The organism is uncultured Methanobrevibacter sp. (assembly GCF_900314615.1).
GTDB lineage: Archaea > Methanobacteriota > Methanobacteria > Methanobacteriales > Methanobacteriaceae > Methanocatella.
The window spans coordinates 12,680-38,076 of record NZ_OMWA01000012.1 but is presented as its reverse complement, the minus strand read 5'-3'; the positions used below and the strand labels follow the sequence as shown (position 1 = coordinate 38,076).

Below are 25,397 nucleotides of genomic sequence, written 5' to 3'. Positions count from 1 at the left end.
ATGGCTGATACTATTTATTATGGTGAATCTCAATTAATGTTTGGTGATATTGAAATTGTATGTGAGTCATTTAAAATTTCTTTCAAAATGGATAGTGACGATTTGACCGCTACTAATAGTTCCACCCCTTACGGCACTCAATTCGGTAAAGAAACCGTTGAGGCAGAGGCAAGTGGTATTGACCCAGCATTAAGAAAACCATTGAAAAAAGCAATGGAACAAAAAATCAGAGATACTCTTGCTTCATATGATTTTGAAGAATCTACAGGAAATCTTATTGAAGATGATGTCTTGTATGGAGCATATGTTAAAGAGTTAAGTAAAGAGAATGCTGTTAAACCTTTCAGTATCAAATTTGGTGCTACTGGTTATAAGAAACAAAGTTAAATATCCCATTAATTTTGTTTCTTTTATTTTTTTTAAATTTTTTTTTGGGATTTTTATTATTATTATTATTTTTTTTTAATGGATTATTTTTTTTTGAGGAGGACATGTACATGGCAAAAGACAAAAAAGCAGAAAAAATGGAAAAACACTTGTTAAAAACACAATTCCCTAAAGAATGTGAAGAATTACCTTTCGACAAATTAGATGCTGAAGAACAAGCGGTTGTAACTAAATGTATTAATCATGAAGAGCTATCCGACGATGAATTTTCATTACTGAAAATGACATTGCAGAAATATCGTGAACATATCCGTAAACATAAACCATCCGAAACTGTTGAAGCATACGAAAATACTGAACAAATGATTTTAACAGAAAAAGACTGGTTAGCATTAGTGAACGATAAATCCGCAAGAATGTTAAAAGTGAATGTACCATTAAACGGAAAATGGTATCCTATGGAATTTGAAATACTTCCATTGGACGATAGTAGTGTTGTTCCTGCATTACAAACTCATGTTGATTTATTCAAGGATTATAATAGGGACGAATTGCAGGCATGGACTAAGTCACAACAAGGACATGAGATAAGTCCTGAAGAACAACAAATCGTGGACAAAATCACAAAAGAAATTGAAGATAAACAAAGTGAAAATAGAATTTCTTCAATGAACACATTCCTCGCAGCTCAATTAAGATTACCTAACTCCAGTTCCGATGTGGAAGTTAGAAAAGAATTCTGGGTTAATTTCCCATTCATTGTTAAATCAGCTATCATGTTCAAGGTTGAAGATAGACTTGGTTTAACAGATCAACAAGATGAAAAATTATTTCCAACTAGCTAATTCTTTCTATGGAGAGGTTTATTTCAGAGTGTCCAAACATTTGAACATTCCTGTTTCGGAAGTGATACAGAAAAAATTCACATGGGACATTAAATTTTTAATTATGAAGTATTCCCAACAAATTAGAGCGGAAGTTAAGCATGCAGAAGAGATTAAGGAGAAAACAAGTGAATTTAACTAAAAATTAAATATTATTTTTTTTATAATTATTTGGGAGATTGAATTTATGCCTTCAGTATCAGATATTTTAATCAGAATCCGTGGACAAGACAATACTGGCGGTGCATTCAGTAGTGTGGAGCAGAAAGCCAGTAGTATGAAAAGCATGGTTAGTAGTGCTGTAGGAATGGCTGCAGGGATGATTGGATACGACCTTGTGAACAGTTTAGTTGAAGCTGGCGGAGCAGCAATAAATTCAAGTCAACAATTGGATTATTTCGGTGGCCGTTTAAATCTCTCTGCTAAAGAAACTGAAACTTTCAGAAGTCAAATTAATGATCTTCAAAAAGATTTCCGTAAAGTTGACATGACTGCAGTAGGAGCAACCGCAGAATCTATTGCAGTTAAATTGGGTTTGCCAAAGTCTGAACTTGCAGATTTAACTAAAATGACTGCTACACTTTCATCAACATTTGTTGGTGAAGGCCGTACTCAAGAAGATGCTATCCTTGCAGTTAGTGATGCATTAGATGGGCAATTCAAAAGACTTCAGGAAATTGGTATTACTCAAGATACTCTGAAGAAGAATGGTTGGAGCGGTGACCTCAATGACCAAAAAGGATTGATAGATGCGTTGAATAAATCCTTGAATGAAATGGGGTATGAACAAACTGCAAAAGACATTACCAATTTAGATGATGCATGGTCAGCATTAACTGTTGCAGGTGGACGATTATTAGCAGATGTTGTCATACCTTTAACTCCTGCTTTCCTTGGATTGACTAATGCAATTATTGGAGCTATTGATTTTGTTAAAGATAATGGTTGGGCTCAAGGAGCATTACTCATAGGTGGTCTTGCAGTTGGATTCGGTTTATTTGCAGGTGCTTTATCGGTTGCAGCTGCAGCTGAAGGTGGATTAATGGCATTAATGCCTGGTTTCATCACAAGCTTATATGGTGCTGCAAGTGGTTTCATGGCCATAACAGTTGCAGGAGCTCCATTATGGGCAATAGTTGCAGCAGTAGCAGCAATCGCAGTTGCAGTATATGAAGTGGGAATCTACTTCGGATGGTGGACAGATGTATCCTCTATGTTAGCTGCTATAAGTGCCGGTGTGCAAAGGTTATGGAGCGCATTCATAAACAACCCTCATGTTAAAGCTGCTATCAAAGCAGTTCAAGATGCATTGAATCAATTATGGCAATTCATGCAACCAGTATTCTCATGGATTACTGAAGCATGGACTAATTTATTCGGAGATAGTGGAAGTAACCCTGATATTGTAAGAGGCATAATCGATGCATTCGGAACATTAGGAGATATTGCATCTCAAGTGTTTGGTACAATAAGCAATGTCGCAGGTCAAGTGTTCACAGCATTATCTCCAATCGCAACAACAATTGGTAGAATCATAACTGTTATCTCAAGATTGTTTAGTGGTGAAATCTCATTTGAACAGGCCGTAATGGGAATCATAACCAACTTTGGAATATTATCAACTCAAATAGGTAGGCTTGCAGCAAGAGCAGGTCAATTATTATTACAAGGAATAACTAATGCTGCAAGAAGAATTGCTCCAATGGTTTGGCAATTCTTACAACAAACTTCAATGAGAATATTATCCTTCGGTATTACCGCAGCTATGTATGCGGTTCAAGCCGGTTTAAGAATATTCAACGGTATCATTAATCATATTCGACAAATACCTGGAAGAGTAGGTGCTTTCATGCGCCAAATTCCAGGTCGAATTTCAAGTGCTGCTGGTGCTGCTGCTGCAGCCGCAGCAAGTCTTGCTAATCAAGCCAAACAAGCAGTAATTAATGGTATTATGGGTTTGGCAGATTCAGTATATAATGAATTTATTAAAATTGGGGATAGAATCAGAGATTCTGTAAGTAGTGCAGTATCTGCTGCAACCAATTTCGGTAATGATATTAAAAATGCAGTATTAGGTGCTCTTGGTATTGCTTCACCTGGTATTATTCAACGTAAATTAGCTATTGAGTTTGCAGATATTCCTGGCCGTATTGGTGAGTCAAGTGAATATGTATACAATGCTGCAAAAGACTACGCAGGTAACATTCTTAAAGGTTTCAATGCACCTCAAATGAAAATGAGCACACTTGGTGTTGTCCGTGAAAACGGAGAATATAGTGTTAATGGTATGCGTAATGGTAATGTTACTATTGTGCATGTTCATGAAGGTGCTGTTCCTGTTGATGCACGTAATATGACTAAACAAGAAGCTCAAGGTGTTGTGACTTTAGCATTAGAATCGTTGAAAGACCCTGAAGGTACAGGAGGTGCTTAAGTATGGTGGAATCAGCAGATGTGATGTATAGTAAAGAGGGTATTCCTACTGATGGTTGTAACTTGGAAATTATGGGTTATCCGTTCTATGCAGATAATGTCAGTCCTAATGAGGCTTATCGCAGACGTGAATATAACTTTAGTGCCGTTGTTGGTGGAACTCAAGATGTTACTCCTGGTGCTTATGTGGGATTGGACTTCACAGTTACTACTCATGTTTTCATTGATCCGGATAGGCCGGATGAATGGAATAGTATATTTCAGGAAATGATGAGTAAACCTGTAGAGGTTGTTTCACCTGACCTTGGAGGTAGGTTTAAGGCGATTGTTGTTATTAAACCGGAAAGGGATAAACTGAACACTTTAAAGTTAACTATTAGTGTTAAAGAGGTTCCGGATAGTAAAAGTTTGATTCCTGGTGAAGAGTTTTCTGTTCCTAAAACTCGTAAAGTCCAATCAAAGAAAACTAAGACCACTACTAAAAAGACTAATACTAAAAAACAATCCAGTACCATTACAAAACTAATGAAATCTGCTTCAAAGAATGCTGGTTTTAAAAATAAAACTATTACAAAGAAAAGTAAAAGTAAAGGGAAGTGAATATTGATGTCTGTTAAATTTTCACTTTCCAAAGCGGGTCTTGAAGTGTACACCACCGAGCCTATGGTGAAAAAAGAAGCGGGTAAAGATGTTGACTTGCAAAAATTAGCGGAGAAAGTTGCAGGGGATGCTGCATCAGAAGCTAAAGAAGATACAAAAGAAACTACTACTGCTAATGTTGACCCTTCTACTAATTTTACTTTAGAAAATGGTGAAACAAAACAAATAGATTATGTTGGGGAATTATACTCTGACAGTTATGAGATGGATTACGGTGAATTAAGCAGTAATTCAACTGTTAGTGTTCCTATTAAGTATGTTAATCTTTTTTTCAAAGGTAAAAAAGTGGCCTTGAAGAAAGCATGGCAAAATGGGCCTTTGAATTGGGAGCATATGGAAACCGCAATATTGGGTTTTGTAACTGAATTCACTTGGAACAAAAACAAAGCAGATATTAAAATATCCGGTATGGATAAATTAATGGAAACAGAACATACTTTTGAGTTCACACAAACCAAACGTTCAGAAATTGTTAAACAGATTATTGAAGCTAGCGGTTTAAAAGCAAAAGTTGATGTCACCGGCCTTGTTGATGATGTTATCGATTTCAAAACATCTTCTTCAAGTGGGGATAGTGGAAGCAGTGATACTCCAGGAATTGGAAATGCTAAAATCGATGACCTTGTCGCAAAATGGTGTAAAGGCAAAACATCAGACTTGGAGAAAGCCAAAGCAATCCACGCCGGTTTAAGAGATGAAGTAGGAATATGGTATGCATACTATTATAATTCAAAATATCATACCCCCGAGAACTGTCTTGAAAACCACAAACACCTAAATTGTGGAGATACTGCAATATTAACCACAGCTTGTATGAAATCCGGTGGATTAAACGCATACATCGTATTAAGATGTGACTCTGCACATTACTTCACAGTCATTGAAATTGGCGGAACAAAATATTATTCAGATTTAACTTGGTCTGAAGGTCAAAGAAGTCAAAGAGCATTCAATGACACTTGGGAAAACAACAAATGCGGTAACAAATATGACTTAAAATAAAAGGAGGGGAATCGTTTGTCGGATTTTTGGGTTTGCAGTGATAATATTGATGGAAAAGAAAACTCACGAATAAATGAGGTATGTCAAGCTTTAAAAAAAAATGGGCATACTGCGACTAATGGAGGTGTAGGACCTAATACTGTTCAATCACATGGTTTATCAAATGCCTCAAAAGGACAGATAGGAGTGTTTATTGTTGGAGGCTCTGATGCCGGAATGTATGTTGATTTTCGTGATGGTTTGAAACGAAGTTATTATCATTATAAGTATATGTGGGTTGTTTTTGCAAGTGAAACTGCTACTACAGATAAATGGATTACTTGTAATGGATTAGCAAATACAGCACTTGTTAGAGCTCATGATGATAATTATAGTGGTTCAAATATTGAATCTGTTGGTAAATCAGCTAAATCTTATTTTGATGCGAATAAGCAGTATATTGGATATGCCTGTGGTAAAAAAGGTTGTAGTTTTAATGATGTTATACAAAATTTCATTAAAGCAATTGGTGGGGACACATCTTCAAGTGAAAATAGTAGTAATGCTTCAGCAACAACCATTAAAGAAGCTTTAAAAAAAGCAGTTAGTGGTTGGGATGGTGATGCTGAAATCAGAGTTGAACTAGACACAGTCTATGTCAATAAGATTAAAGACCCTACCAAAACTAAACTTGTTATTAATGAGTTTGATAATGTTCAATTTGACTCTGTTACTGTAACAGACATCAATCCACAAACCACCAATAAATTAACTTGTAATTATAAAGGTTATGAGTTAACCTTGCAAGATGATCTGTTGATTAAAAGATTTGGTGTGAATGCTGAAACTATTGAAGTTGATGCATTTGTGAAAACTTATGATGATGCAGTTTCGTTCCTGCAAAGAGCATGGAATAAGATACGCAGAGATGATGGAAGACAAGTTGAATTAAAAGTCAAAGGTGACAGTAAATGGAAAACTGGCCTATGGGCAAGAGTATACTTACCCTCTTTTTATATTGACGATTACATGTATATTACCAGAATGTCTGCAGATGAAGACGGAAGCACCCCTTGGGTTACTGGTCTCACATTAGTGGATTATCCTCCTAGTTTCGGAACATTTGAAGAAGAAGAGTCAACTGAAGAAACTGAAGAAGATAGTGAAACAACATCAGATGAGGAGGCAACATAAAATGACTAATTCTCAAGATATAATTGTAACTGAAGGCCGTGCAAAAAAGGCAGTTGATAGTTTAACAACAGAATTGATGATGCCAAAGGTCAATGATAAAGTTAAAACTGCTGTTGAAAATGACAGGACAAGAACCGGAACTATCACAAAATTTTATCCTTATATTGACAGAGCAGAGGTTAAATTAGATAACACTAATGAAAAAATTCTTTGCAGAATATTACACCGGTATGGTGGAGAGTTAATTGATTTTTTCACTCCTTTAGCTGAGCGTGTAGAGTTTGATGAAAAGTTAGGTGAGAAGTATATTGTTCCACGTGTTCATCAGAATGTTCTTGTTTTAAAAATTCATGATGATGACAGTCAGGAAAATCTTGTCTTGGGATATTTCCTTAAAGATGAGGTTGTTGGGTTTAATCCGGCCAGTCCTGGAAATGCTAAACTTGCAGCAATAGGAGTAACTAATGATTATTATATTAAGTTTGGTATAGATGGATTGTCATATAAATTACCGAAGAAATCTTCAACTGAAGTGGGTTATTTTGAAGATGAAATGCAGACAATTGAGCATTACACTACAGATGAAACTTATTCTAAAGATGAAGTGGATGAGAAGATAAAAGAAGCTCAAAAAGGCAAGGATACTAATCTTGATGAGAAGATTTATACTGAATTGTTAGAGGCCAGTGAAGATTATAAGCAAATGTCTTATGAGAACAAATACTTCCTTTTCCGTGGGGATTGCTGGACTATCAACAATAATTTCGAATCTTCCGCTGCAATCACAAGTGAAAGCACAATAGATTTCAAAGTTACTGGTACATTCAGGACAAAACAAGACCTTGTTGGTATATATTGGAATTCTGAAGACTTGATTACTCATCCCTACATCAGCTATGGTAAAAGAACTGATTATAGGAATGTTGTATTAGAGTTCGATTATGAGATGGAAGGCTGTAAAGATTTCAGTTATGATGACCTTGAAAACTATCCAGTCAGCGTTACCATTGCAGGAGGCAATGGTGAAACATACTACTTTAACATGTTCAATTTCATCAGTAACGGCCATGCTACAATACCATTCAATAACCTTGTCATAAGAGCTGGTGGACAATATCGTAATGCTGCTGGAGAACTAATAACTGTTCCTGACGGCCAGACAAAGAAAGTTGATGCATCTGACATCAAGTTTATCATGCTTGTTTTGATACCTGAAAATTATGATCCAAACACCGCGCATCCAACAACATATCATATAATGGAAAATGTTGACTTCACCTGTGAGATTACTAACATTGAAGTTACTAATGGGGCTATCTGTGAAGAGCATATACCATTAGCTCCTCATAAATATCGTATCTGCGAAGGTTATGATGATTTCTACAACCTAAATCCTCATCGTGTCTGTAAAGAGATGCGAAAACTGGGTTATACTGAATGGTGTGACTTATACATTGGTGCAAGCCATTTCTATGAAAAGTCTGGTACTGTTAATGATGTGATTGATGCAAGTGCTTTCAATCATACAAGGACAGAGAAAATGGTGTTGGATAAGACTGTGCCTTTGAATAAGGCTTTCATTGCTTGGTTGGATTGTTACAGTCGAGAGTTATTAGCTAATGATTGTCCTAACCTTGTTGTATCCGTATCGATGGAGAATTTACAATGTCCACAGAGTTGGAGGCAAAAGGATTGCAACGGAAACTACGCAATAACCGGTTGGGTTCCATCCACATTCTTTTACAGTCCCTGCAATAGTGAGGTTGCTCCATATATGCAAAGTGTATCTGAAGCTTGTTTGGATATTGTTGTTGCTAACGGCATGCAACCAATACTTCAGATGGGTGAAGCTTGGTGGTGGTGGAATGAAAACGACAGACCAAACCAACCTCCTTGTTTCTATGACCTAGCAACACGAAATAAATACTATAATGAATTCGGCAAGAACATTCCTGAATACTCCACATCATGGGATGTTAATTATGATGCTGATATGATGTTCTGGTTAAACAAACAGTTATGTGAGTATAGTGACTCTTTAAGGGCTGTTGTGAAATCGGATAGGTATAGTAAAGGTTTGTATATGGCCTTGTTTTTCCCACCATCTGTTACTGATGTTGACCGTGTTCCTGCAATGATGCAAGATGCCAATTACTTGAAAGATGCATATAACCCAAACAAATTAGATGTGTTGCAGATTGAAGATTATGACTGGGTAATATGGGAAAGCCCACACCATAAAGAAGCTTACACCATCGGACAAGATTTAGGATTCCCAGAGGACCGCCTTCATTACTTCGGTGGATTTGTACAATACCCTGAAGATGCAAGGATATACTGGAGACTAATCAAACAATCCATGGATGATGCAATTGAAAAGAAATTCAAGGAAGTTTATGTCTGGGCAGGAAGCCAAGTACGAAGAGATCATAAAATGATTGGGTATGATAAATACGAATTAGTTCAAAATCTACTAAAATAAAAAAAAGGGAGATAGAATACTTATGACTTTGCCAATAGACACTAACGGATACGATTTCAAATATAACAAAACCTTGAATGAAGACGTGAAACTTGTGAGTAATGAATATGGTAAATATGATTTGGACATGGACAATGATGATTATGTTAATGTTACTGGTGTTAATTCTTTGGCGAATGCCTGCATAATCGCAATATTAACACGATACAATGAATTAAAAGACAATCCCACTTATACTGGTTTTGGTTGTCGAGTTCATGGACTTATTAAAGACAATCAAAACAAATTAACTAAATTCAAAATCGAAACATACCTAACAGAGACATTGAATACAATGAGAAGAGTTAAAACAATCAATTATTTGAAACTTGCTGAAATCCCAGAGGGATATAGTGTTGAATTTAGCATCACTAGTGTTAATGATGAAATTGTAAAACAGAAGGTAATATTATGAATTATATTGAAAAGCAATATGAAGAAATCTTTGAAGAAGCTTTGAATGACAGTCTTGAAAAAGGCTTGATTAGTCATGCTGAAGACTTCCCCACTTTCATTCAGAATCATGAGGACATCAGCAACTATTATGTGATGGATAAATCAGTAATCTCATTAATGGTTTCCAAAGTCTATACTGCAATGACTTCTGTATATGAATCTGATAAGATTGAATATGCAGAGGGTCAGGATTTAGATGATCTTGGGGATAAGTTAGGGATTTTACGACCTCAAGCTACTAGTGCAGAGGTGGAATGTGAATTCACATTAGCCAGTATTTTGGAAGAAGATGTTAATGTTCCTGCAGGAGTTATAGTTTCAACAAGTTCTGGTGTTAGGTATGAAACAATAGAACCCATCTATATTGCAACCGGATATGTTACCACTACTGTTATGGCAAGAGCAGTTACTCCTGGTTTGGATAGTAAAATTACCGCAGGTAGTTTAAATGAAGTTGTAACTCAAACATCATATTCATTATCTGTAACTAATCATAAGAACAGTACTGGTGGAAGTGAAACTTATACTGATGATGAATACAGGTATTTCTTGATGAATTGGACTAAAATTTTAATTAAAGGTTCATTGGAAGCTTATGAGTATTATTTTGCTAATGTTGATGGAGTTGATGATTATAAGGTAATTCCGAATTGGGATAAGACAGGTACTATGAAAGTAATTGTTGACCCTGGAACATCCACTCAATTGAATAGTATTTATAATGATTTGCAGAAAACTGTTTCTCAAGCTACTGAAGATATTGTGATGTTTGCACCAGTTGCTAAACCTATTGATATTTATATTAAAGTTAATGTTGATATTGACCAGATTAACCCATATAGTAGTCTTGAAAAAGAGGAGATTGAATCAAGGATTAAATCTGCTATTTTGATTTTTATTGATGGTGGTTATGTCTACGATAGTGAATCTGAAACAAAGGTTTGGTATAATGGATTAGGTATTGGTGAGGATTTCATTCCTCATAAGCTTGCTGTTTTTTTAGATGAACAAATTTCTGAAGTGAAAGATATTAATTTCTCTCTTCCTACTGAGTATATTAGTATTCTTGATGAGGAGATTGGAGTTAGTAATAATGTTGTTATTGAGATGATGTAAGATGCCTCGTAATAGTGTGAAAAGTCTTTTGGATATGTTTCCATATCTCTTTGATAAGGATAGTGCATCTAATTTTTATAAATCGCAGGATGTTACTAATAATCGTTTCAAAGATTTGTATAATGACTTGTTTAGGGTTAAGGAAAGTTTCCGTTTGAATAAAAGATTGATGATTTGGAAGGAACAGACTGTGCCTTATGTTTATACGATTAATTTTGTTACAAGTTTCCCTAATTTGAAGACTGTTAAGATTTACAAGGATGATAACCTTGTTCATAATGAAGATTTTGCCGATAATCGAACTTCTCTTTGTGAGTATCATTACTCTTATGACACTCGTAATGAGTTATTATTCACTAATCCTGATGATGAGGATAGTGATGTTGTTGTTGTTTCGGATGAAGTTCAAAGTTTATTGGATAAATTATTGTTTTGGCGTATTGATGTTGATGATCTTAATTTTGATGTTAATGTCAATGGGTGTTTCAGTCATCTGAAAAGTGTAACTTTATACAAAAATGATACTGTCATATACACTAACTCCTATGAAGATAGTGCAGATGAAACAGTTGTTGAATATTCTTACAGAAACACTATCACAAACTTGGGAGTTACTGATGAAGATGAAGAAAACAATACTCCGGATGATGTTTTCTACATTGAAGTGGAACTATGGGACATAGAAGATGTCTTAACCAAATATCTACCAGAAATCGAAGCATCATATATCACATCATCAAGATTCTTAGTCGAAGTTGAAACATATGATGAATACCATCTCTTCAAAGGATGGCCTGAAAACGACACCATCCAAGAAGACCACTACGACCATGATGAAAGTCTCGATAGTTTCGGAGCACAAAACAGAATACCAAGAAAAACTTATATTCAAATCGATACCCTTGGTGACTACTATACATCAGAACCACCATTCAACAACCAACTAACCGAAGATGATTACCATTACATGAAAAGAATGTTGGAGTATAACGTCAGATTACACAACACTCCTGCACCAGTACTGGAAATATGGAAATTATATGGTATTGATGCAGTAATGCTCAATCGTGAAAGATACATCCTAAAATGGTTTGATATCCTAAGACACCCGCACCACAAAGAGACAAGAATTGACCCTTGCAGTGGTGCGGAATATGAAACATTAGTTGTTGATGACTGGACTCCACAACCATGGGAACATAAAGATAAATGGGTTGATGGTAAAAGTGTTCTTGGAGAATACTTCTATGCAACTGCAAGCACAGTAAGACCAATCAAAAAACAACCAGTTATTTTCAATTTTAAAGTGTTGAACAGTCTTGCTGAAGATATCAGTAATGATTATACTGTTACAATATTCCTGAATGATGAACCTGTAGAATTGGATGATCCAATTTATGCTAATCAACAATGGAAATGTAATCCTGATTTATTGGATGAGGATAATCCTAATGTTTTCACTTTTGTCTGTAAAGATGGTGAGAATAATGATGTTGATAGTGTTGAAATAACAATTAATGTAAGAGGTTGTGATGATGCGGATTTCTATGTCTGCAATAGTGGTAATGATAACAATTCTGGGGCAATTGATGCTCCATTCAAGACATTGCAGAAAGCATTGAATAGTGTTAATGGTAACTTGGACTTGATTGCAATATATGGAAGCATCACTATACCTGAACCTTGCATTGTCCGTGAGAATTGTACAATAATTGGTTGTGAAACCGCAGAGATAACCAATCTCACTAATCCTCGTTTTTTCTATATTTCTCAAGATAAACAATTGACTGTGCAGGACATTACTTTTGTTAAAGGCAATTATAGTACGTTGATTGATACTCAAATATTCACTAATGAAAATCGTGTGAATGAGACTATTACGGCCATATTGGAAACTGATGAGTATGATGTTCTTATTGAAGATTTGATAGTGGACAAATTCATCAAAGACTTGACATTGGACCAGGAAACTGGTGTTTTATCTTGGAAAGAAGTGCCTACATCTGACTTTAATAAGTTATCTGATTTTGACGGTGTTGTCACTAACTTAAATTTGGAGTTGGATGATGACTTAACATTCATTGAGTATTCATCTGAAGGAGAGGATAATTTAAGACGTAATTCTCCTTATGCTCCGGTTGCAGAATTAACCGGTGCGGTTTTCAGTATTACTGATGATGAATCCTCTGTTGCAAGTGATGGTTTGATTCATGTTAGTGAATATGGGGATGAATTATATGAATATGCTGAACGTGGAGTTGATGAATTTGAAATCCAGCATATCTGCAGCGTCACACAAGTCAGCTTAACACAGACTAGTGGAGATTCATATAATCTCGTTTTAAGTCCATCAGTTCTACACCCAATAGCCGGACAAAGTATTACTTTTGAATTAAACACCGGTGAAGTTACAAGTGCCACTTATGCTGATAATACAGATTACACGATACCAGTAAACAAGAACACCAGTCGAACTGTCCGTATTGTCTTTGAACGTTTCGTAGATGATGGTGTTGCTTATCTTGGTTGTGAAAAAGTTATAAATATTGAATGGAGTTGAGATAAAGATGACTGAAACTGTTAAAAATCTAGAATTAGAAGCTTATATTCTAAGTAAAATTGCAGCTGCAATTGCTGCTGGAGGCATTATCGAAGTTACAACTGATAAAGGCACGGCAAGTGCATCGACAATGGGTAAGTTATTCATTGAAGTTAGTCCTACCAGTACAGATATTTATTATACTATTAAAGATGGGAATACTTATGACTGGAAGAGTTTGGAGACTGATATCTTTGATAACATCACTATTCCATCTGATGTTTCACAATTAACCGATAATCAGAACACCCAATTCACTCCTAAAAGTCATACTCATGGCAACTTGCAGAATGATGGTCAGGTCGGATCAACCGCTCAAGCCAATAAGAATGTGGTCACTGACAGTAACGGGAAAATTACAACTGAAAACAAAATGACTGTTGATTCCAGCTTATCAGATAGCAGTACAAATCCAGTACAGAACAAGGTTGTTAAAGGTGCATTGGATAATAAAATCTCCAGTATCTCAATTGATTCTGATTTAATTTTAACTATAGGTTATGAGTGATATTTATGAGTGATGAATTTAGTGAAGAGATCAACAAGAAATGTTTCCATAATGAACCTTTCATGACTCCTAACAATTTTGATATTTATTTCAATCCATTGGAAATTCCTTCAAATATTCCACGTGAAAGCGGGTATAATTTGGAGAGGAGATTGCAGAAACTCATGCCTTTGACAAAGATTATTCATGTGAATGTTGATTCAACAACAGTTCCTGCAGACAATCATGTGGGAGTGTTCACGGAAATGACTGTAAACGATAAAAAGGTGGTGTTCATATGAATTTAGGTATAATAGGAATTTACACAATCAGCATGCCCATTCAAACAATGTTCCTGAATGAACGGATTGAATTCACAAACAAGAATATAATCACCCAGTTTGGAGAATCATTCTTTTTGAATAGGTGGATTAATGATGCCTTTGACCCTATTGAATATATTGCCGTCGGTAATGGTAGCAACCAACCACAAAAAACCGATTTGACATTGGGCAATGAAACCAGCAGGAGAAAATGCAACTGCGAAGCAGACTTGAAAAACAAAAGATTAGTCCTAACAACTGCATTCAAAGCAAGTGAAATGCTAGGAACATCAGAGATAGGAGTATTCAATGATAAAATCATGATAAGTCATGACAGATACGAAAAGATAGACGACACATTCTTATCCGGTGCCATTGGCGAAGTTACTGTTGAATACAGATTCCAATTATCAACCGGTTCCATAAGACGTGGTTGGCAGGAATCACAACAAGGAAACAACATCTTCTACATATCCGAGAAAAATAATGTAATAGGAGTATTTGAAAACAATACCGGAAACGGATACAGAAGAGTAACAACCTTACAAGACTTACACACAATCAAAGGCGGATACTACTACGACCTTGAGTCTCAAAACTTATACATCAGACCTACTAAAGATTCTGCCCATATAAAAGACATTAACGAAGAAGAAATAGTTGTGCAGGTGAATTAAACATGTCAGAAAACTGTAAACCAGTATATAAAAACTTAAATAAAATCGCTTCCTCTGGTGAGCAAAAATATGCCGTTACACAATGGGCTGACCAGAACTGCGAAAATGATGAATACTTGAAACAGGAAGTTGAAAGACTGGACTATCGTATAAACCCATATGTCCGCAAAAGATTCAATCCAATACTTGTTGATGATGAGAAAAGTTATGGGCATCAAATCAATGGTTTGGATGGGACAGTTAACTTTAACAGCGATACTGAACTGATGATCCCAATTGATTTTACAGATGAATCATTACTTGATATGAGCATAAGCGATTGTGTTATTGAATCCTACTCCACCGTCAGCAATGGAATAGTTAGTATACATAAACGTGCAGTTCTACCAAAACATGAACTGGTAACTGAAGATTTCAACACTAAAAACATGTCCGCCAACGGAAATGTAAACACATTCTGGTATGTGGGATACAATAAAACAAAACCATATGTCTTATATCCGGAATGGATGAAAAACGAAAAAGCCAATAATATTCCATCTATTGTAAGAGCTCAAACTTTCAAAGCATTATCCTCCGGTGTGTTGGAATCAGTTTCATTAAAACTGGAAACCAACGGCAGCAAATGGGTAGGATGGGGAAGTCCATTATATGTTCAAATATGGCCTACAGTAGCTAAAGAAGTTGCAGTAACCACATGGAACAAGAAAACAAAATCATCTGAATATGTTTATGATGCTGCACCTGCCGGTACTACAAAACAAAGATATAAGAAAATCACTTCTGGTAAAAACAAAGGAAAATATGTTAAAAACAAAAATGGAGCATATGTCCGCAGAACTGAAACAATCTATTATCCTGCAACAAAAGTCAACAGTTCAGGTTCCGCAAGTATTTACCATCCATTGGCAGAAGCTAAATTCGACCCTAAATATGCAACTCCTGGATTCCATAGTTTCGTCTTTGACAATCCATGTAACGTAACCGCAAATGAACATTATGCAATTGTAATCTTATGTCCATTGGCTCATTGGGAGCAAGCGCCACGTATTGGTGGTTGGGGTCGTAACTGCAGTCACAGATACAACAACGGTGACGCATTCCTATCAGAGAATAACGGTAGATCATTCACCCGTTATGGTAAAAATGACCCTGATAAAATTGAATATAAACTCGGTAAATACACTCCACAAGACTTTGCTTTTGAATGTAAAATCGTAGCTCATAGTGAAGAGTATGTTCCATTCGATAGTGAAGAAGAGGATTATAATTACTTATATTTCAAACCTATTTTCACAAATCCAATAACTGGAATTGACATTAGTGCAAGATGTAGTGGATGGGATGACACCGACCATGCCGAAGGTAAATTCCTAGAATTTGAATACTCCACAACAGGTAACAGGAATAAACCTGAAGACTGGCATACCATTGGTACTGAAAGAGCAGCCATAACCGGCAAACCAACAATATTGTTTGTAAGGGCAAAGATGTGGCAAACATCCACAAATAACGCTTTAACTCCATCTATACAGGAAGTCAACATTAAAGTTTACTGCACACTACCAACAAGCATGTATGTAAGGACAAAAGTTTACAATCCTAAAATCACTCCAATGCTAGGTGCTGCAGTTTGGGGAAAAGCCAATGCACCATTCACAGTTGAATCAACGGAGATAGATTGCAGCGCCGAAATCATACAGGACAAAGTTGTCAAGGAACACTTTGAAGTCATTAATGTCTCTGGAGTATCAGACTTCACCTACTTGTTAAGTGAAACACATCAAACCAACTTTGCAAACAAAACCGATGATGACGCCAGATGCACATATCTCGTTGATAACCCAGATATCCTTGAAACATTCAAGAAATCCAATGTCTATGTCAAACCATACCTCTATACTGATGAAACCACAATGGAATATCTCAGTTTTGATGGAGGATTAGATGAAGATGAAAATCAAATCATAGCAGGATTCCAATTCAGCAACATACCTGCCTATCCAATACTTGAATGCCAACTCGTACCAAACGGAGAAGGATACTATCAATCTTATGGAGAATGGTATGACTACAAAGTTGATTACGACAATGACTTAATAATCTTTGATGAAACAGTCCTCGATAACATGGTGCCAGGTAAATTAAGTGTAAGCTATAATCCAGTATTCATACAAGGATTAACCAACGAAGAAATGCCTGTAATCCTCGACTACTTCGAAGAAACAATCCAAGTAACACAAGACATACTTGAAGACAAATACATAGTTCTAAGAGCATCAGCTGTTGATCCAATACGTCACATCTACCTCAACAAAGATGGTGACAATGAAAAAGAATTAGTTGAAGACGTTGATTTCACAGTCGACTACCTAACCAAGACAGTAAAATTCAACCTATTAAACATTGAAACCGATTCAACAAGCTTAAACTTGAACGATATCATAACTGTCGTGTACACTCCAAACATCGAAGAAACCGGTTTAGCAATTGGATATTATGCGAAAAGAAAAGAATCCGCATTAAACAAACAATGCAGCATTCTTCCAAACTACTTAGAATACAAGGTGTGATAATTTATGGTGGATTATAAGACAAGAATTTTCTATGAAACAGAAACAGGAATGATGGGTGCTGAAGTAAAATTATACAGCGAAGAAGGAGAAAACATCGACAATATTGTCATCACAAGTGAATCCAAATTAAAAGAAATCGCTGAAAAAGTACTGGAAATGGATGACACCTACATCGACAGAGAAGAACTAACCACAATCCTATTGAATGCAAGTGAAACATTAACAATCAATGCAACAAGATTCCAAGGTTATGTTCCAGCAGATTTTGCACGTGCATTACACAGTCACAGTGAATATGCACAAATCAATCACGCCACTCCACAAGATGTATACGGCAAAGGAACACCTGCTAATTATGGACATAACAAACTCATTAATAACTTAACAAGCAGCAATTACATTGATGGTGAAGCATTAGCAGCTTATCAAGGAAAAGTCTTATCCGACAAGATTGACGAAGCAGTAACTAACATCTGCAAATGGGAAAAAATCACATTATCAGGTCATAATAATGTAGCAAATTATTGTAATTTATATGTCAATCAAGCATTAAGATTAGCAAGAGTCACATATAGTCGTACTTCTGTTAAAAAAGGAGTGGCTTCCAGTAAAGACAGTAAAAACAAGGATAACAATCCAAGCCCATACTGGATTGTAGGTGCAGCAACCAACGGGTCAATATATCTTCACACAGCCGGAGCAATACCGGAAGCATACCAACCAAATGGACGTGTGGGCCAACCATTCTACAGGGGAGATTTCGTATTTCGTGTGGAAACCGACGGGAGCATCTGTGTACATAACATAAGCGGTAAAGGAAACAAAGACACTGGTATTAACATTCGCCAGAACATATTATACCACTACTAAAAATTAGAGGAGGATTTTTCATGCCTAATATAGAACAACATAATTTAAGACAAATGATTAATAATCATTTCTTTGATAGGGATCAGACAAAAGAAATACTTGAAAACTTTGTGACTGTGGATAATAATAGTGTACTGCATGTGGGTTTACCTGAACCAGCAAATGTTGCTTTAACCACTCCGAATAATGCGATTACAACTGCTGATGTGGGTACTTTGAAAGCCAAAGTAACAGACAGTAACAGTAATAATTGTTATGGTGTACCCGTAGATTTCGTGAACCGCAAAACACGTGAAGTCATAGGTCAAGGAATAACTGACCTAAACGGAGAAGCATACTATAACTTCAGATTGGAAGATTCCGATATCTTCAGCGTTCAAGCAAAATTATCACAAGATTATCTCTTCCATGATGGGGCTATTCTTAATAATACTGCTACATGGGGTAATTCAGGCAATATCGTACAGGAAATCTACCATGACTACACATTGATCTATAAAGATGATGACAGTCTTGATAGCTTACTTTATAGTCCAGTTTTATCAGGTTATACTGAAATCAGTTTCAAAGCCAAACTTGTAGACGCAGCAGCAAGCGATAGTTTCTGTGGCCTCATAGAAACCAACAGTTCAGGTACTGTGACTGGTACATTGAATGGAATAACCTTATCACAATTAGGATTAACAGATGCAAGCAATGGTCAATGGTACAAATTCTACATTAACGTATTAGGTACTGATGTTTTCATCAAAGCAGTTAATTTGGATACTAAAGCTGTCAGTACAGCAAGTGTTACATTATCCGCTGCAATGAGTTATTTCAGTTTCTGCTTTGTATTAACCGGAGACTTAACCACCACTTACTTTAGTGATGTGAAAATCAATAAGTGCAGTGATGATTTGACTATGTTTGTAAAAGAGAAACGGAACTTATGCGGAGTCAACCTTTGGAGCGGAACAGATTATCTTGGAATTGTTTCAGCTGAAAAAGATGATAATATCCAATTCTCATGCTCAAAAGGATTTACCAACGTTGTTTCATCAAATGAATGGTCTTCAAATTTTGAGAAAAGCATAAAATCAGACCTATCCGCAGGTGACTATACCGTATTTTTCAAATACAATTTAGACCGGACAAAGTCATATACTGGAAGTGTTGATGTAACATCACAATGTCATGGAATACTATACCTCATAGCAAGAGACCAACCAAACAGTACCAACACTATTATGAAATCAGCAAGTTTCGCACCATCAACAACAACACAAACAATAACTGCAAGAATAACAAGTGATGAATTCACAGGATCTGAAACACAACTACAACTCAGAATTGCAAATAATACTAGTGGAATTATCTATACTGATAATTGGAAATTACTCTATGAATAATCTCCAATTATCTGTGAAAATAACATCTCCTGTAGTTAGATTACCACATTCCACTCTATACCATATATTTGTTGCATTAGATGGAATTGTTGCAGATAATGTAGTAGTAGATGCTCCAGAGGGAACTATTACTGAAGATGCAGTTATCCAAGTAGTTGTATAATAATATATGACTAATTTCACAGAATCAGGAGCATATAAATCTACTCTCCAATTTACTTTTTTACCAATACATTCTGAATTTCTAAAACTAAAATATTTCTCAGAATTATTTGTTAATGTTAATTTTACACATTTATCTCCATTAGTTGCATGTTCTATTGATATTTCAGAAGTAAAATATCCCCATGTTGTTAAGACAGGTTTTACTCCTGTATCTCCCATAGTCCAATAGTTAAAATCTAATAAATTGTTCTTATCTTTTACAAATTAGATAGAATAAAATATAAAATTCTTATACTTTATATTAGTACATTTTGTGTTATCTGTAATTATACTGAATTTATTAATGCTCCCAGTAAATGTCTTTGCTCTGTTGGTTAATGTTACTCCATCTACTGTTGGAGTAATTGTATTTCCATTTCTCTCTAATTTAATATGATACCAATTTCCACTAATTAATCCTAACTCATTTAACATATCCCAACTTGTTTTACCAGTACTACCATCATAATATCTAATTGAACTAAAACTGGTAGAATAATTATAGTTAATATCAAATTCCATTATGAAATCATTATCATCTGATATTGTCTTGTCTACCCTTTCCCAATCACTATCGGGGGTTAATGTGGTAAAATCATCTCCACGATTGATTTCACTTGCAGAATAAGTTACATTATCCCAAACATTATAATTTGATGATCTACCAATATCCCAGAAAATATAATTTTTATTCTTATCTTTTACAAACCTAATCGTTAATCATGATAAATTACCATATTTTTAACTTTAGATGAAGAAGAAGTATTTGTTCTTGTAAAATTAACACGCAATTTATCTGTGAAATTTGTATCCTTATTTATAACCATTACATTATCAACAACAACACTATACTTATTTTGAAGTATAGTAACATTTACATGATGATATTTTGTATCAGAAATACCATATTGTGTTAAACTATCCACCATTGTTTGATTTGCAGCTCCATCTTTTTGATATACTCTAAATCTAAAATTAGATGGATTAATAATATTTGCTATATCATATTCAATTTTAAATGGTACTTCAAAATCATAATAATCATTATCGGTAGATAAAAAATAATTTTTAGTTGTAATTACGGTTTCAGGTAGATCATATAACAGGTATGTTTTGTCTTTATCTTTTACTGAATTTCATACACTATAAAATTTTTATATTTCATATTTGAAATTGAACCATTATTTAAAGCAATCATAAACGTATCAAATGTATCGTTTGGAGTTTTATATTGCTTTTCAACTCCATCTACAAATGGAGTAATCTTACTTGATGTAGCAACAAATTTTATATGATACCATACATCAGTAGACATACTTAATCCATTTGAATCAAAATCTGCATTAATACTAGCCCATCTATTCTTTCTAAATCTAAAAATAGGATTATTGGCAGTAAATGAAGTATTCACATCAAATTCTATACAAACATTCATTGATATAATTTTATCCTGTTCATTGAAACTATCTTGTGGAGTTAGAATCGTATAATCGTTTCCACGATTGAGCTTACCATCAGTAAAATCCGAATTAGTCCAGGGGGCATAATTTGTAGATGTTCCAATATCATAAAAAGTATAAGTTAAAGTTTTATCTTTTACGGAGTATAAATTAAGAAATTCTTATAAGTAATGCTTTCATTGTAAGCATTGAATATAAATCCGAACCTTACATTTGTTCCATTCATTGTTTTTGTTGCATATGGAGTTGTAGCATTATCTTTGTACATTTTACAGTCTGTTCCATCAAGTACAATCTTATAATGTCCAGTTTGTGTTGCTCCTTGATTATCCAAGTGATTATTTAAATTATCTAAAACATCAAAGACAACACTTCCAGTTATCGCAGTAATCTCAAATTCTATAACATTTCCAGTCGGAATAGTATATTTAGTTCCCACCGTTGTTGTAGAAATTGCATTGGAGTTATAATAGAAATATCTCCAAGTTGTACTGTTATCTATTTTTGTAACTGTTCTTCCATTTCTATCATATGAAACAGAAGTGTTTGTAATGTCTATATACCAACTTGACTCCTTTGTGTTATCCTCTGCTAAATCATACCATAATAAATTCCAACCATGATAACTTCTATCTTTTACTGTCTTATATTCCATATATCATAAAATTTTTAAAGTATGTTTTAAGATTTGTAGCGCCCTCACTTGAACAATGTATGCAGAATTTATCATAATCATTTGTATAATTTTTAGGTGTTTGTGCTACTCCATCAACATAAACATACATTTTGTCTTTTAACTCAATTTTAAAATGATACCAAGTATTTGCAGAAAGATTAAACTCTGATAATACAAATGACCCTTGTACTGTTGTTACTTTTCTCCAAGTAATCAATCCTTTGTTTGTTGCTTGTGTAGTCATTACATCAATCTCAAAACAGATATTATCGCCAGATACAGACTTGTAATATGTTGCTAATGATTGTCCAGTATCAACTTCGATTGTACTGTATTCTGAACCACGGGTCAATATAGCAGACCAAGTGTTAGTCCAATTATTGTAATTTGTAGTTGTTCCAACATCATAAAAGATATAATTTAAATCTTTATCTTTTACTGATTAGAGTATACAATTAAATTTTTTAGTTTAAGGTAACCATCATTTCTAACATAAAATCCTAATTTAAAATTAGTTAATGCAGATTGCTCTTGTATTCCAGTTGATATAATAGAACCATCCATATAAGGGGTTATGTGCTCCCCATCATATATGAGTTTAACATGAGTATCTGTGTTAAGTTTAAACTCTCCAAAAGTCCATCTGTGTATTCCATCAGTATGCAAATCAATACCTACATTTGACCTATTGGAAGCATCTAAATAATCAAATTCTAATGTTATTGGATAATTGAAGGAGTCCCCATTTTTGAAATAAGCATATCCTACTGAAGTATCATTTGTGAATTTAACTCCATTATCAACTGATTTAATTATGTTGCTTAATGAATAGTTATCGTTGTGATTACTAGTTACTCCAATATCATAAAATAGATAATTGATATCTTTATCTTTTACATATTTAAATTAGAATAAACTATAAAATTTCTGAATTTAAAAACAGATGGATATTTCCCCCTGAAACCAATAGCATATGTTGTTTCGCTAAAAGTAACAGTATCATGTTTAACTGGATTAACTGCATTACCAATATACCAATCTACATAATCATTTTCTACAACAATTTTAATATGATCTCCAGCAACAACCCCTAACTCATTTAAATAAAATGTAGATGTTTTTGTTGTTCCATTTGTTAATTGGGGTCTTATACTATTTGCGCTTGTTACTGACACAACATCAAATTCAACACATAATTTTCCCTGATAACAAGTTTGTCCGGATGTAGATGATGTTCCAAGATAACAATTGTATAAATTACTGTTATTTCCTGTTAAAACTGTTCCAGTAGATGTTAGTTCACTTGTAATCCTATCATCTTTACCAGTCCAATAACCTGCATTATTGTTGGATAATACTCCTATATCATAAGATAAATAATTCAAATCTTTATCTTTTACTGACTTTGATATATTTGAAAATTAGTAAATTTAGCAAATTGGAAATTTTGATAAGCATATAACATAAAAGTAAATGTACTTACTGTGTTGTCGAAAGTGCTTAAATCATACACTTGTCCATCATCTAATTGTCTTGTGATTTTTCCATTATTTATAATGAATTTCCAATGTCCTATGTCTTGATATTGGTCTGAACTATTCCAAGTGTAATAATGGTCTGAACCATCGTTGAAATTAATTCTAAAGTTCCCACTTAATGCCAATAAGTCAAATTCAATACATAAATCATCAGTAAATGGTATATTGGTTGAATTGTTTAATTTTAATGATATGCTATTCCATTGGTTTCCAGTTAATTCTGTTCCATCGGATTGACGAGAAATCATATTGTTATTATCTTGCCAAATATCACTATAATTTGATGTAACTCCAATATCATATGCAATATAGTTAATATTCTTATCTTTTACTGAGATATTACACTTAAATCATCTAAGTATACTGATTCTAAAGAAGAGTGTACTGATATTCTCATTCCAATTATATTATTGTCTGTAACAGATATAGATATATTTTGCACAGTATTGGATTTAGAATAACCTACAGAAATTGATTCATTTGCCCCTACAAATAATGAAACCTGCCCATTAGTATTTGGAGCATAAAGTTTGAGAGTAACTAAATAATTCCCTGTAGGAATTGATTGAAACCATTCAGTTGTATAATCATCATATTGGTCCCTTGTTCGAGTTAATTTTAAGCTTCGTTCACCATTAACACTCCATTCAGTTGAAGACGTAGGATGTTTTGTGAAACCAGTTATATTTTTAAGATAATCAGTACCGCTCCAAAGATTATAATCTAATAAATTAGATTTATCTTTTACATAAATTAGTTAAAACCCCTATGAAACACTCTTAAATAGAATAAACAATAAGTTTTTCCATAACTTCTCCATTTATGGTTACATTTTTTAGAGTAGAACAAATAATATTCATATTTGAAATACTATATGAAGATCCCCCAACTGTTAAAATAACATTTGTACCTTTACGAGTTACGGTTATCTTTGTATCAACATTCATACTAATTGCTTTCCCATAAAAAGTACCCCCAGTAAAGTTTAATCCACAATTTGCATTACCATATATATCACCAATTTGCAGGTTATTTAAAGGATCACCAATGTTGATGTATGCAGTATCACTATTTGCAGTAGGATGGATTATAAATTCTAAATAAAAATCTGTATTATTCAAATCAATGTTATATGTTTTGGAGGATATTAATTCACTTTCATAACAGAAGTAGTTAATATCTTTATCTTTTACAAAATAGTGCAAATTAAATTATCTACATAAACACTACCGTCAATTACTTGAATATTGAAATAAACTTTTTCCGCAGAAACATCAAAGACTGAAGATAACTCAACTAATCCAAATAAAGTGTTTTTAGCAAAAACAGATGTTATTGTTTTTACTGGAGTAGTATCATTCATAAGAAGAAGATACACATTACAGTACGCATATGGAGTGTAGATCATTGCAGATAAATTAATTGTTTTGCCCAATAACGTATTATCCAAGTTTATTGGGAATCTGCACCAATTACCCGAAGAACCGTTTTTTGTTATTTTAATAGAATAATTATAGTTATAAGAATAATCATTTGATACACTAACATTTGCTCCAGGACCTAACCTATATTCTGTATTTGAAATGTTATGTGAGTAATCTCCTCCTGACCAAACATTAAATGAATAATAATTTAATTTATCTTTTACTGAATGGTTAATGAGATATATTTTAAGTAAAATAAATTATCCTGTTCATTTGAGTTAATAACCCATGCAATAGAAACTGTACTTGAATCTTCGGGGATAATATATGATAAATTTACAGTTTGCCAATTATTCGAAGAGGATATTGTTATTCCTGTTTTCCAATTACCATCAAAACTAAATTGAAAGGTAGCATTTTTAAATGTAATTATCTTTGAAGAGACATTTATTGTTCTTAACCAAACATTAGCATTTAATCCATAATTAATCCGACATATAATATATCCGATGCCTGAAACTTTTAAGTAATCTTTTTCTA

The 25,397-nt window shown here is 34.1% G+C and carries 27 protein-coding genes; 16 read left to right on the top strand and 11 right to left on the bottom strand.

Going from position 1 to position 25,397, the window contains the following annotated elements:
- The 16 genes from QZN33_RS05290 to QZN33_RS05215 all read left to right on the top strand — a co-directional run bounded on the left by QZN33_RS05290 (nt 1) and on the right by QZN33_RS05215 (nt 19,555).
- Nucleotides 1-387 carry a hypothetical protein gene (locus QZN33_RS05290; protein ID WP_296789913.1) on the top strand — a complete coding sequence of 129 codons (387 nt, stop codon included), beginning with the start codon at nt 1-3 and terminating at the stop codon, nt 385-387.
- Nucleotides 388-497: 110 nt separating this feature from the next.
- Nucleotides 498-1,232, top strand: a complete 735-nt coding sequence (locus tag QZN33_RS05285) for a hypothetical protein (RefSeq protein WP_296789912.1) — start codon at nt 498-500, stop codon at nt 1,230-1,232.
- Nucleotides 1,233-1,458: 226 nt separating this feature from the next.
- The gene (locus tag QZN33_RS05280) at nt 1,459-3,705 is read left to right on the top strand and encodes a hypothetical protein (RefSeq protein WP_296789911.1); all 2,247 of its coding nucleotides are present in this window, start codon (nt 1,459-1,461) and stop codon (nt 3,703-3,705) included.
- A 2-nt stretch (nt 3,706-3,707) separates the two neighbouring features.
- The gene (locus tag QZN33_RS05275) at nt 3,708-4,304 is read left to right on the top strand and encodes a hypothetical protein (RefSeq protein ID WP_296789910.1); all 597 of its coding nucleotides are present in this window, start codon (nt 3,708-3,710) and stop codon (nt 4,302-4,304) included.
- A 6-nt stretch (nt 4,305-4,310) separates the two neighbouring features.
- On the top strand, nt 4,311-5,366 hold the full coding sequence (locus QZN33_RS05270; RefSeq protein WP_296789909.1) for a transglutaminase-like domain-containing protein: 1,056 nt from the start codon (nt 4,311-4,313) through the stop codon (nt 5,364-5,366).
- Nucleotides 5,367-5,381: 15 nt separating this feature from the next.
- Nucleotides 5,382-6,539, top strand: coding sequence for a hypothetical protein (locus tag QZN33_RS05265; RefSeq protein WP_296789908.1), 1,158 nt, complete (start codon nt 5,382-5,384; stop codon nt 6,537-6,539).
- A 1-nt stretch (nt 6,540) separates the two neighbouring features.
- The gene (locus QZN33_RS05260) at nt 6,541-9,021 is read left to right on the top strand and encodes a hypothetical protein (protein ID WP_296789907.1); all 2,481 of its coding nucleotides are present in this window, start codon (nt 6,541-6,543) and stop codon (nt 9,019-9,021) included.
- Nucleotides 9,022-9,043: 22 nt separating this feature from the next.
- Entirely contained in the window at nt 9,044-9,475 is a 432-nt protein-coding gene (locus QZN33_RS05255; protein ID WP_296789906.1) for a hypothetical protein, read from the top strand.
- On the top strand, nt 9,472-10,632 hold the full coding sequence (locus tag QZN33_RS05250) for a baseplate J/gp47 family protein (RefSeq protein WP_296789905.1): 1,161 nt from the start codon (nt 9,472-9,474) through the stop codon (nt 10,630-10,632). Before QZN33_RS05255 ends, QZN33_RS05250 begins: the two co-directional genes overlap by 4 nt.
- Nucleotide 10,633: 1 nt before the next feature.
- Nucleotides 10,634-13,192, top strand: a complete 2,559-nt coding sequence (locus QZN33_RS05245) for a hypothetical protein (protein ID WP_296789904.1) — start codon at nt 10,634-10,636, stop codon at nt 13,190-13,192.
- Nucleotides 13,193-13,199: 7 nt separating this feature from the next.
- Nucleotides 13,200-13,739 (top strand): hypothetical protein, encoded by a 540-nt coding sequence (locus QZN33_RS05240; RefSeq protein ID WP_296789903.1) that lies wholly within the window; start codon nt 13,200-13,202, stop codon nt 13,737-13,739.
- A gap of 5 nt (nt 13,740-13,744) precedes the next feature.
- Nucleotides 13,745-14,020 (top strand): hypothetical protein, encoded by a 276-nt coding sequence (locus tag QZN33_RS05235; RefSeq protein WP_296789902.1) that lies wholly within the window; start codon nt 13,745-13,747, stop codon nt 14,018-14,020.
- Nucleotides 14,017-14,718, top strand: a complete 702-nt coding sequence (locus tag QZN33_RS05230) for a hypothetical protein (protein WP_296789901.1) — start codon at nt 14,017-14,019, stop codon at nt 14,716-14,718. Before QZN33_RS05235 ends, QZN33_RS05230 begins: the two co-directional genes overlap by 4 nt.
- Before the next feature lie 2 nt (nt 14,719-14,720).
- Nucleotides 14,721-17,291 (top strand): hypothetical protein, encoded by a 2,571-nt coding sequence (locus tag QZN33_RS05225; protein ID WP_296789900.1) that lies wholly within the window; start codon nt 14,721-14,723, stop codon nt 17,289-17,291.
- A gap of 6 nt (nt 17,292-17,297) precedes the next feature.
- Nucleotides 17,298-18,164 (top strand): hypothetical protein, encoded by an 867-nt coding sequence (locus tag QZN33_RS05220; protein WP_296789899.1) that lies wholly within the window; start codon nt 17,298-17,300, stop codon nt 18,162-18,164.
- Between the two features lie 20 nt (nt 18,165-18,184).
- Nucleotides 18,185-19,555, top strand: a complete 1,371-nt coding sequence (locus tag QZN33_RS05215; RefSeq protein WP_296789898.1) for a hypothetical protein — start codon at nt 18,185-18,187, stop codon at nt 19,553-19,555.
- Here the strand turns inward: QZN33_RS05215 and QZN33_RS05210 are convergent.
- The 11 genes from QZN33_RS05210 to QZN33_RS05160 all read right to left on the bottom strand — a co-directional run bounded on the left by QZN33_RS05210 (nt 19,541) and on the right by QZN33_RS05160 (nt 24,796).
- On the bottom strand, nt 19,541-19,939 hold the full coding sequence (locus QZN33_RS05210; RefSeq protein WP_296789897.1) for a hypothetical protein: 399 nt from the start codon (nt 19,937-19,939) through the stop codon (nt 19,541-19,543). The two genes, QZN33_RS05215 and QZN33_RS05210, sit on opposite strands and share 15 nt — an antisense overlap.
- A 45-nt stretch (nt 19,940-19,984) precedes the next feature.
- Nucleotides 19,985-20,281 (bottom strand): hypothetical protein, encoded by a 297-nt coding sequence (locus QZN33_RS05205; RefSeq protein ID WP_296789896.1) that lies wholly within the window; start codon nt 20,279-20,281, stop codon nt 19,985-19,987.
- A 194-nt stretch (nt 20,282-20,475) separates the two neighbouring features.
- Nucleotides 20,476-20,688 carry a hypothetical protein gene (locus tag QZN33_RS05200; RefSeq protein WP_296789895.1) on the bottom strand — a complete coding sequence of 71 codons (213 nt, stop codon included), beginning with the start codon at nt 20,686-20,688 and terminating at the stop codon, nt 20,476-20,478.
- Nucleotides 20,689-20,885: 197 nt separating this feature from the next.
- On the bottom strand, nt 20,886-21,194 hold the full coding sequence (locus QZN33_RS05195; RefSeq protein ID WP_296789894.1) for a hypothetical protein: 309 nt from the start codon (nt 21,192-21,194) through the stop codon (nt 20,886-20,888).
- A 161-nt stretch (nt 21,195-21,355) separates the two neighbouring features.
- Nucleotides 21,356-21,874, bottom strand: a complete 519-nt coding sequence (locus tag QZN33_RS05190) for a hypothetical protein (RefSeq protein WP_296789893.1) — start codon at nt 21,872-21,874, stop codon at nt 21,356-21,358.
- Nucleotides 21,864-22,247 carry a hypothetical protein gene (locus QZN33_RS05185; RefSeq protein WP_296789892.1) on the bottom strand — a complete coding sequence of 128 codons (384 nt, stop codon included), beginning with the start codon at nt 22,245-22,247 and terminating at the stop codon, nt 21,864-21,866. The genes QZN33_RS05190 and QZN33_RS05185 overlap by 11 nt, the downstream gene beginning before the upstream one ends.
- Nucleotides 22,248-22,330: 83 nt before the next feature.
- Nucleotides 22,331-22,561 (bottom strand): hypothetical protein, encoded by a 231-nt coding sequence (locus tag QZN33_RS05180; RefSeq protein WP_296789891.1) that lies wholly within the window; start codon nt 22,559-22,561, stop codon nt 22,331-22,333.
- Between the two features lie 227 nt (nt 22,562-22,788).
- Nucleotides 22,789-23,280, bottom strand: a complete 492-nt coding sequence (locus tag QZN33_RS05175) for a hypothetical protein (RefSeq protein WP_296789890.1) — start codon at nt 23,278-23,280, stop codon at nt 22,789-22,791.
- 11 nt (nt 23,281-23,291) lie between these two features.
- A complete protein-coding gene (locus tag QZN33_RS05170) occupies nt 23,292-23,681 on the bottom strand; it encodes a hypothetical protein (RefSeq protein WP_296789889.1) in 390 nt (129 codons plus the stop codon).
- Between the two features lie 531 nt (nt 23,682-24,212).
- Entirely contained in the window at nt 24,213-24,554 is a 342-nt protein-coding gene (locus QZN33_RS05165; protein WP_296789888.1) for a hypothetical protein, read from the bottom strand.
- A gap of 68 nt (nt 24,555-24,622) precedes the next feature.
- Nucleotides 24,623-24,796 (bottom strand): hypothetical protein, encoded by a 174-nt coding sequence (locus QZN33_RS05160; protein WP_296789887.1) that lies wholly within the window; start codon nt 24,794-24,796, stop codon nt 24,623-24,625.
- Nucleotides 24,797-25,397 lie beyond the last annotated feature (601 nt).

What these genes read in the sequence shown, in the direction of transcription:
- QZN33_RS05290 (WP_296789913.1), top strand. Translation starts at nt 1, where the DNA reads ATGGCTGATACTATTTATTATGGTGAATCTCAATTAATGTTTGGTGAT.
- QZN33_RS05285 (WP_296789912.1), top strand. Translation starts at nt 498, where the DNA reads ATGGCAAAAGACAAAAAAGCAGAAAAAATGGAAAAACACTTGTTAAAA.
- QZN33_RS05280 (WP_296789911.1), top strand. Translation starts at nt 1,459, where the DNA reads ATGCCTTCAGTATCAGATATTTTAATCAGAATCCGTGGACAAGACAAT.
- QZN33_RS05275 (WP_296789910.1), top strand. Translation starts at nt 3,708, where the DNA reads ATGGTGGAATCAGCAGATGTGATGTATAGTAAAGAGGGTATTCCTACT.
- QZN33_RS05270 (WP_296789909.1), top strand. Translation starts at nt 4,311, where the DNA reads ATGTCTGTTAAATTTTCACTTTCCAAAGCGGGTCTTGAAGTGTACACC.
- QZN33_RS05260 (WP_296789907.1), top strand. Translation starts at nt 6,541, where the DNA reads ATGACTAATTCTCAAGATATAATTGTAACTGAAGGCCGTGCAAAAAAG.
- QZN33_RS05255 (WP_296789906.1), top strand. Translation starts at nt 9,044, where the DNA reads ATGACTTTGCCAATAGACACTAACGGATACGATTTCAAATATAACAAA.
- QZN33_RS05250 (WP_296789905.1), top strand. Translation starts at nt 9,472, where the DNA reads ATGAATTATATTGAAAAGCAATATGAAGAAATCTTTGAAGAAGCTTTG.
- QZN33_RS05245 (WP_296789904.1), top strand. Translation starts at nt 10,634, where the DNA reads ATGCCTCGTAATAGTGTGAAAAGTCTTTTGGATATGTTTCCATATCTC.
- QZN33_RS05240 (WP_296789903.1), top strand. Translation starts at nt 13,200, where the DNA reads ATGACTGAAACTGTTAAAAATCTAGAATTAGAAGCTTATATTCTAAGT.
- QZN33_RS05235 (WP_296789902.1), top strand. Translation starts at nt 13,745, where the DNA reads ATGAGTGATGAATTTAGTGAAGAGATCAACAAGAAATGTTTCCATAAT.
- QZN33_RS05230 (WP_296789901.1), top strand. Translation starts at nt 14,017, where the DNA reads ATGAATTTAGGTATAATAGGAATTTACACAATCAGCATGCCCATTCAA.
- QZN33_RS05225 (WP_296789900.1), top strand. Translation starts at nt 14,721, where the DNA reads ATGTCAGAAAACTGTAAACCAGTATATAAAAACTTAAATAAAATCGCT.
- QZN33_RS05220 (WP_296789899.1), top strand. Translation starts at nt 17,298, where the DNA reads ATGGTGGATTATAAGACAAGAATTTTCTATGAAACAGAAACAGGAATG.
- QZN33_RS05215 (WP_296789898.1), top strand. Translation starts at nt 18,185, where the DNA reads ATGCCTAATATAGAACAACATAATTTAAGACAAATGATTAATAATCAT.
- QZN33_RS05210 (WP_296789897.1), bottom strand. Translation starts at nt 19,939, where the DNA reads ATGGGAGATACAGGAGTAAAACCTGTCTTAACAACATGGGGATATTTT.
- QZN33_RS05205 (WP_296789896.1), bottom strand. Translation starts at nt 20,281, where the DNA reads ATGGAATTTGATATTAACTATAATTATTCTACCAGTTTTAGTTCAATT.
- QZN33_RS05200 (WP_296789895.1), bottom strand. Translation starts at nt 20,688, where the DNA reads ATGGTGGATAGTTTAACACAATATGGTATTTCTGATACAAAATATCAT.
- QZN33_RS05195 (WP_296789894.1), bottom strand. Translation starts at nt 21,194, where the DNA reads ATGAATGTTTGTATAGAATTTGATGTGAATACTTCATTTACTGCCAAT.
- QZN33_RS05190 (WP_296789893.1), bottom strand. Translation starts at nt 21,874, where the DNA reads ATGGAATATAAGACAGTAAAAGATAGAAGTTATCATGGTTGGAATTTA.
- QZN33_RS05170 (WP_296789889.1), bottom strand. Translation starts at nt 23,681, where the DNA reads ATGATTTCTCGTCAATCCGATGGAACAGAATTAACTGGAAACCAATGG.
- QZN33_RS05160 (WP_296789887.1), bottom strand. Translation starts at nt 24,796, where the DNA reads ATGAATGATACTACTCCAGTAAAAACAATAACATCTGTTTTTGCTAAA.